The sequence below is a fragment of the Pseudomonas sp. R62 genome (genome assembly GCF_000257605.1).
In the GTDB taxonomy this organism is placed as follows: Bacteria; Pseudomonadota; Gammaproteobacteria; order Pseudomonadales; family Pseudomonadaceae; genus Aquipseudomonas; species Aquipseudomonas atacamensis.
The window spans coordinates 440,379-446,797 of sequence record NZ_JH635998.1 but is presented as its reverse complement, the minus strand read 5'-3'; the positions used below and the strand labels follow the sequence as shown (position 1 = coordinate 446,797).

At 57.9% G+C, this 6,419-nt stretch carries 5 protein-coding genes; 2 read left to right on the top strand and 3 right to left on the bottom strand.

All coding sequences use genetic code 11. From position 1 onward, the window contains the following. The coding region (locus OQK_RS03520; protein ID WP_038860500.1) for a type I secretion C-terminal target domain-containing protein at positions 1-1,630 on the top strand (1,630 nt) is incomplete at its 5' end. A 106-nt stretch (positions 1,631-1,736) separates the two neighbouring features. On the opposite strand, the gene OQK_RS03515 is transcribed toward OQK_RS03520, so the two are convergent. The 3 genes from OQK_RS03515 to OQK_RS03505 form a co-directional block, all read right to left on the bottom strand. Further along, positions 1,737-4,757: an Ig-like domain-containing protein gene (locus OQK_RS03515; protein WP_016771145.1), complete on the bottom strand. Its 3,021-nt coding sequence runs from the start codon at positions 4,755-4,757 to the stop codon at positions 1,737-1,739. Between the two features lie 149 nt (positions 4,758-4,906). Beyond that, positions 4,907-5,302, bottom strand: a complete 396-nt coding sequence (locus OQK_RS03510; RefSeq protein ID WP_016771144.1) for a YbaN family protein — start codon at positions 5,300-5,302, stop codon at positions 4,907-4,909. A gap of 10 nt (positions 5,303-5,312) precedes the next feature. Further along, positions 5,313-5,900, bottom strand: coding sequence for a UPF0149 family protein (locus OQK_RS03505; protein ID WP_016771143.1), 588 nt, complete (start codon positions 5,898-5,900; stop codon positions 5,313-5,315). 412 nt (positions 5,901-6,312) lie between these two features. Here OQK_RS03505 and OQK_RS31940 point away from each other — a divergent pair. Continuing rightward, the coding region (locus tag OQK_RS31940; RefSeq protein ID WP_443216330.1) for a hypothetical protein at positions 6,313-6,419 on the top strand (107 nt) is incomplete at its 3' end.

Sequence of the window (6,419 nt, the reverse complement as noted above, 5' to 3'; positions counted from 1 at the left end):
CCTCGACACTGGCGAATACAGCTACACCTCGCAGAAAACCACCGCCGTGGTCATCACCGAAAACATCGGTTTCACCGTCAGCGACAACGACGGCGATCTGGCCAGCTCCACCCTGACGGTGAAAGTGATTCCCAACGCGCCACCGGTGGCGATGGACGATCACGTCATCACCAACGTGCTCTCGGGCAACATCGTGGTGCCGGGTGAGCTGCTGCTGGCCAATGACAGCGATCCGAACGGCGACACCCTAAACGCCACGCCAACCAGTTTCAATACTGGTTGGATTTCCAAAGCGGCAGACTTCACCGGCAGCGGCCTGATCGGTTTCACTGGGCAGAACAATAATGCGGCCAACCAGAACCTGGCCAACGTGCGCAGCGCCTTCAGCGCCAATGCCGCGACCATGACCGCCGCGCTGGTGGTCAGCGGTTATCTGGGCATGGTGAGCAACAGCAATGCCAACGATGAAGACCGCATTACCGTCAATCTGCGTCAGGGCGAAACCCTCAATCTGGATCACAATCTGGGTGCCGGTAAGATCAGCATGGAATATTCGCTCAATGGCGGTGCCTGGATGGCGCTGGCGGACGGCCAGACCCTCAGCGCCTCGGCGGACGGCGTCTACCAGATCCACATCACCAACATTGGAAATGGTGGCGGCAACCCGAACGCGGCGGAAAACTACCAACTGACCATGACCCTCAACTACGCCGGGGCCCATGACACTACACCGGACTACCACGGCACCTACACCGCCAACGACAACCACGGCGGCAGCGACACGGCCAACGTCAGCATCAGCTATCAGGACGGCCACACCCTCACCGGCACTGCTGGCGACGATGTGTTGGTGGCGGGCAGCGGCAACAACGTGATCAATGCCGGCGACGGCAATGACGTGCTCAGCGCAGGCTCCGGCAACAACGAAATGCACGGCGACGGCGGCAACGATTTGCTCTACAGCGGCGCGGGCAACGATCTGCTCGACGGCGGCACTGACAGCGACACCGCCAGCTACGCCCACGCCACGGCCGCGGTCACCGTTAACCTCGGCCTGCTCGGTGCGCAAAACACCCTCGGCGCCGGTACTGACACGTTGACCGGCATCGAAAACCTGCTCGGCTCGAACTTCAACGACAGCCTCACCGGCGACGGCAACAACAACGTGATCAACGGTGGCCTCGGCAACGACTTCCTCAATGGCGGCGCTGGCGATGACTTGCTGATCGGTGGCATGGGCAACAATACGCTGACGGGCGGGGCAGGGGCCGACACCTTCCAGTGGCTCAAGGGCAACAGCGGCCACGACCTGATTACCGATTTCACCCCCGGTACCGACAGGCTCGATCTGTCGCAACTGCTGCAAGGCGAAAACGCCAGTACCGCGTCGCTGGACGACTATCTGCACTTCACCGTCAGCGGCAGCGGCGCCTCGGTGATGACCAGCATCGACGTCAGCGCCATGGCCGGCGCCGCGCCGAGCCAGACCATCGACCTGGCCGGCGTCAACCTCGCCAGCCACTACGGCGTGACCCCGGGCGCAGGCGGCATGATTGCCAGCGGCCACGACACGGCGACGATCATCAGCGGCATGCTCAATGATCATTCGTTGAAGGTGGATACGGTCTGAGCTGACGTCTGAAACAACAAAACCCGCCGCCCCGGTTGAATCGGGACGGCGGGTTTTGTCTTTCTGCAGAGAAGTGTTGTCTGTGAATCGGATTTCGCGAGCAGACTTACCCGTAAATGGGATAGATACACCATGGCGCCCATCGGGCATTCAGGTCCGGATGGCAAACAATTCCGCCATTGGCATGCGCATATATCGACCGCGAGTTGCTCGGGCAGCCGCCTTCATCGCACATCCGGTATATGCCCCCAGCGGCTATTGGCCAATAAGGATCGGGTCCATATACCACTTGCATTGTGTGCAGTGCACCACCCATGGGTAGTGAGCCCGGAATGCTGTATCGCCAGTTGAGCGCCTCTTGGTGTGTCATGCCGTAGCCGCCGATAGCCAACTGATAAACATTCGTCACACTGACGTAATAAGAAAATGAGCTGAATCGGTCCTGTACGGTAATGTACGTATTGCCGTTACGTATGCCCGTGACTTTCCCGTTGCCGTCGACATAAGCCACGTTCGGATTACTGCTTCTGTAGGTGATCGGGTGGACGCCTGTAGACGGGACGGCGGCGCGGATTTGGGTATTGTTTGGAAAATCTGCACTGTGAGTGTGGCGCCATGCATAAACTCTCAGTCCTGACAGGGCCATGGCGCTGTTGTTGACTTGCAGCGCTGTGCGCAGCGTGAACGAGCGTAAAGGAGAGAGAAGACCGTCGCCATAGAGTGCTCGAATCTGCACGACTGTCAGTACATCGACAACGAGCCCCTTCAATAGCGTCGAAAATTTCCCTTCCTTGTCTGTGGTCAATGTCTCTATCGACTTGCCATTCACCAGAACTTCAACCTGCTGTTCTACGCTCGCAGTTCCCTCGACCGTGACATTCGGATCAACCGTCAGGTCGGTATGCGGAATCTCCCTGTTCTGCGAGTCCTTAATCAGTGTGATGACCGGCTGCAGCTCAACCAGAGATTCGATCTGATAGGTCTGGTGGGGAAATTCCACCGGTTTGCCGCGCAATCCCAGGCGCACGGAAAATACCAATGTCGCCGTAGTGCCGCTTTTGAGATTTTTCAACACTTCCAGCGTCGGCGTTGACAGTTCCCGTATCAGCCCGGCGCTGGTGACGCTCGCCTCCGCGTTCATGATGACGTGGCGAACAGGGTTGTCTTTGCTGTCGATGCCGATCAGCACCAGCGTCATGCTCTGGCCCGGCCGTTGTCCGTGCCAGAGGTTGACCGCCAATTTGTCTGCGCTGGTCAGTTTTTTTACGTCCAGTATTGCGTTATCAATGCCAATGATTCGCGGTCTCGGAAACCTGGGATCCTGATCAGCGATCAGTTTGAAAGAAACCTCAGTTTCCGGAGAAGATCCGATTTTCTTGCCGTCCTGATTCAGGTTGAATTTGAATCGCACGGTTTCACCGTGAAGCGCCACGATCAGGCGCCTGTCGAACGGAAAGCGGGCTTGTTTGGCCGAATCCAGATCTACCAGCGGGAAGCGATCAAATCCCAAGGGCAGTGGTGTGCACACCAGACGGACCTTCTCGGTCTTGGCATCGAGATATTCCACCAGCATGCTCGGCAGCGCTGCCAAGGGATCAAGCGGATTAGTGAAAGGCGATACCAGTGAGGGCGGCGTGAGGACAAGCTCCTTGGGATCGCCGATCTTCAACTGCGCGATATCGGAAAAGACTTCACTTTCGCCGGGATTGGTGATGGTGGCCTGCACGGCCAGTCTCGCGCCGGCGTAGGGCTTGATGTACTCGTTCTCGGCCTCGAAAACGATGGGCTTTGAGGGATCGGTTACAAGCTGTCCCCAAGTAAACCGTACCAACTTGCCGTTGATGTCTGTGGTCTGCCAATGCAGCTTGACCTCTGCCCCTTGTTTCAAGGGCCAGAAACTGGCGACATTTATAAAGGCTTTGGCAGTGTCGACTGCCAGCTCACCTTCCACCAGTGGGGTGACCTCCGGTGCTCCCAGTGGCAAGGATTTACCCGCAACGGTGACGTCAGCAGGTTTGGAAAGTTTGGACTGACCTGCTCTGGTCAGGATATAAGTTGCCCGTAAAGTTCCACCTATCACATTTTGAATGCGGAAATTTTCCACGGGAAAGTTCAGTGTCTTGCTGTCAACGGTCACCGTTAAAGAATAGGTATGAGTGACTGGCACGTTGTTTCGGGTGAATCCTTCCAGTGTCAGGGCGATCACATCGTTGATCGCAAAACTGCCCGTCAGGAGAATGTTCGTCGGGCCGCCTGCAAGCCAGTCATGGTGTATTACGTCGTCGCCATCGGACTGCTCGAAAATCGGCGCGGTCAGCAGAGTTATTCCGGGCTTGAACGGCAGAACGAGCGGTTCCGAAAAACCACTGGAGTTCTCGACAACGTCATAAACGCTCCAGCGCACCACCAGATTGCTGGTTTTTTGCAATTCGGCGAGCAAGTCAGGCGTCAGCTCGAAAACGATGTCGGCCGAGGCGTCGGTCACGACAAAGTCCAGCCGCAGCGAACCAAATGTCAGCACGACCGTATCGCCGATCTGCTGATTGAAGTAATGCGCAACCGTGACTTCCATCCCCGCTTCGATGACGCTCTGATCGACGATACTTTCCGATGCGATCGGCAGCTTGAGGCCCTGATTGGAAGGCTTGCCGCCGTCAATGTCCGCTTCGCCCGGAGCGGGGTGTTTGAACCAGAGCCGTGCGTGTGGCGATTCCCCCGGGTTGCCGCTCAGTCTCGTGACTCTAATCCAGCAATCCAGCCTGACGTCGGTAAACGGCAGGAATTTCTCCTCGAGGGTTTCAGCTGTAATGTAAAAAAGTACGGTTTTAGGGGTCTTTCCATCGGCCTCAAAATCGTCCTCTGTAAGGACGAAATCAATCACGGACGAAGGGTTGGTGACATCTGGTCTATCGAGGAAGACTTCGATACGGTCACCGAGGGCTTGCGACAGATACTCCGGGAGACTGAAGCCCAATCCGTTAATGTTCTGAGCAACCATGGCGATGTTGATACCGTAGCTCTTGTCAGTTTGCAGCTTGTGCAGGAGTGGTTGCGGCGGATAGAGGGCCAGCACACCGATACCGGAACGCGGCGCAGGAGGGAATATCAGGTATTGTGAGCTGGTCATGAATTTTCGCCTTCCACACGGGGCGCTTACCTGGGCTGTCAGCGCCGATACGGAAGAATTAAGCATGCGACGTTAAAGCGCGCACCTGTCAACTCTGACAGGTGCGGACGGATATCGGATGAACGGTTGTGCCGCCGAAGGTGGGGCAATCAGCGTTTTTTCAAGGTCTTCTGCCGCAAAATATAAACCGTCACCAGCACCGCACTGGTCAACATGAACCCCCGCGCCCAAACCAGCGGCACCAGATAGCACGAGAACAGAATGCTCACCCACATCAGCCCGATCGCGTAGACCTTGCCTTTGAGCGGAATGCCGTTGCCTTCGAGGTAGTCGCGGATCCATGGCCCCAGCCGTGGATGTTCGACCAGCCAACGATAGAAGCGCGGAGAGCTGCGTGCGAAGCAGGCCGCGGCGAGCAAAAGGAAAGGGGTGGTGGGCAGGACCGGCAGGAAAATGCCGATCACCCCCAATGCGACGCTCAGCCAGCCGATGGCCAGCAGGACGTAGCGCAACATCAGGGGGCGGTTGCCTATGGGGTTGTCCATAGGCCGGTTCTTAGTGATGACGAGGCTTGAGGATCGCCGGTTTTTCGTCGGGGGCCTGGCACAGCAGGTACAGCGCGGTCAGGGCTTCCGGGATCTGAACGATCATGTCGTCCATCAGATTGGCGTCCTTGGCGATGTCTTCGAACTCAGGCTGCTCGTCGAACAGGCCGGAACCGACCATGATCGGCAGGAGCATTTCGCTGACTTCTTCTTCGGCGGTTTCGAACCAGGCCGCTTCGCGCAGGAACACGCCCTCCATGAAACCGATGCACCAGCCGCGCAGTTCAGAGTCGTCCGGCTCTTCGCCCAGATCCAGTTCGCACGGCAATTCGAATTCTTCATCCGAGGCCAGTTGGCGAGCGATGTGCGCCTTGAGGCCGATCAGCGTGGCTTCGATTTCGGCACGCTGGGCTTCGTCGGTGTAATGCGGCTCTTCGGCGAACAGCGCGTCGATCCACTCGCGCTCCGGAACGTCTTCGGAGCAGATCGACAGCGCGGTCAGGTAACCGTGGGCGGCGACGTAATCCAGCGCCTCGTCGTGCAGCTCGTCGGCGTCGAGGAAGACTTGCAGGCGGGTCAGTTGCTCAGCGAAGGACATTACGGGGCTACCTTGGGGAATAAACAATGCGGGAATTCTAGGCCTTCTTGCGCGCTCTAGCCAGCCGCTTGGCAGATTTGCCCGCACGGACGCACGCAAATGCCGGGTCGGACGCAAAACCTGTGGGAGCGGGCTTGCCCGCGATGGCGGTGTGTCAGTCGATGAAGAAGTTGTCAGTGCCGGCCTCTTCGCGGGCAAGCCCGCTCCCACAGGGTTCGGTGTGATGTCAATTGCAGAGTGAGTCTTCTCAGCGGCACCCTGTGCGGCGAAGGCCTCGGGTATACTGCCGCGTTTTGCGATCCCTGCCGGCGCTGCGCTGGTCATGCAATGTGTTCTTACGTTTTGTTTAAGCAGCCGAGGCTGCTCTGAACCAGCCTGAGCAGGGATGTATCGGTAGATTTTTGGAGTTTTTATGCTCGAACAGGCTCAACGCGTCCTCAAGGACATCTTCGGCTACGACAGTTTCCGTGGCCGTCAGGGTGCGATCATTGAGCGCGTGGCCAGCGGCGGTGATGCGCT

Coding starts and splice junctions, on each gene's coding strand:
- OQK_RS03515 (WP_016771145.1), bottom strand. CDS start 4,757: ATGACCAGCTCACAATACCTGATATTCCCTCCTGCGCCGCGTTCCGGT.
- OQK_RS03510 (WP_016771144.1), bottom strand. CDS start 5,302: ATGGACAACCCCATAGGCAACCGCCCCCTGATGTTGCGCTACGTCCTG.
- OQK_RS03505 (WP_016771143.1), bottom strand. CDS start 5,900: ATGTCCTTCGCTGAGCAACTGACCCGCCTGCAAGTCTTCCTCGACGCC.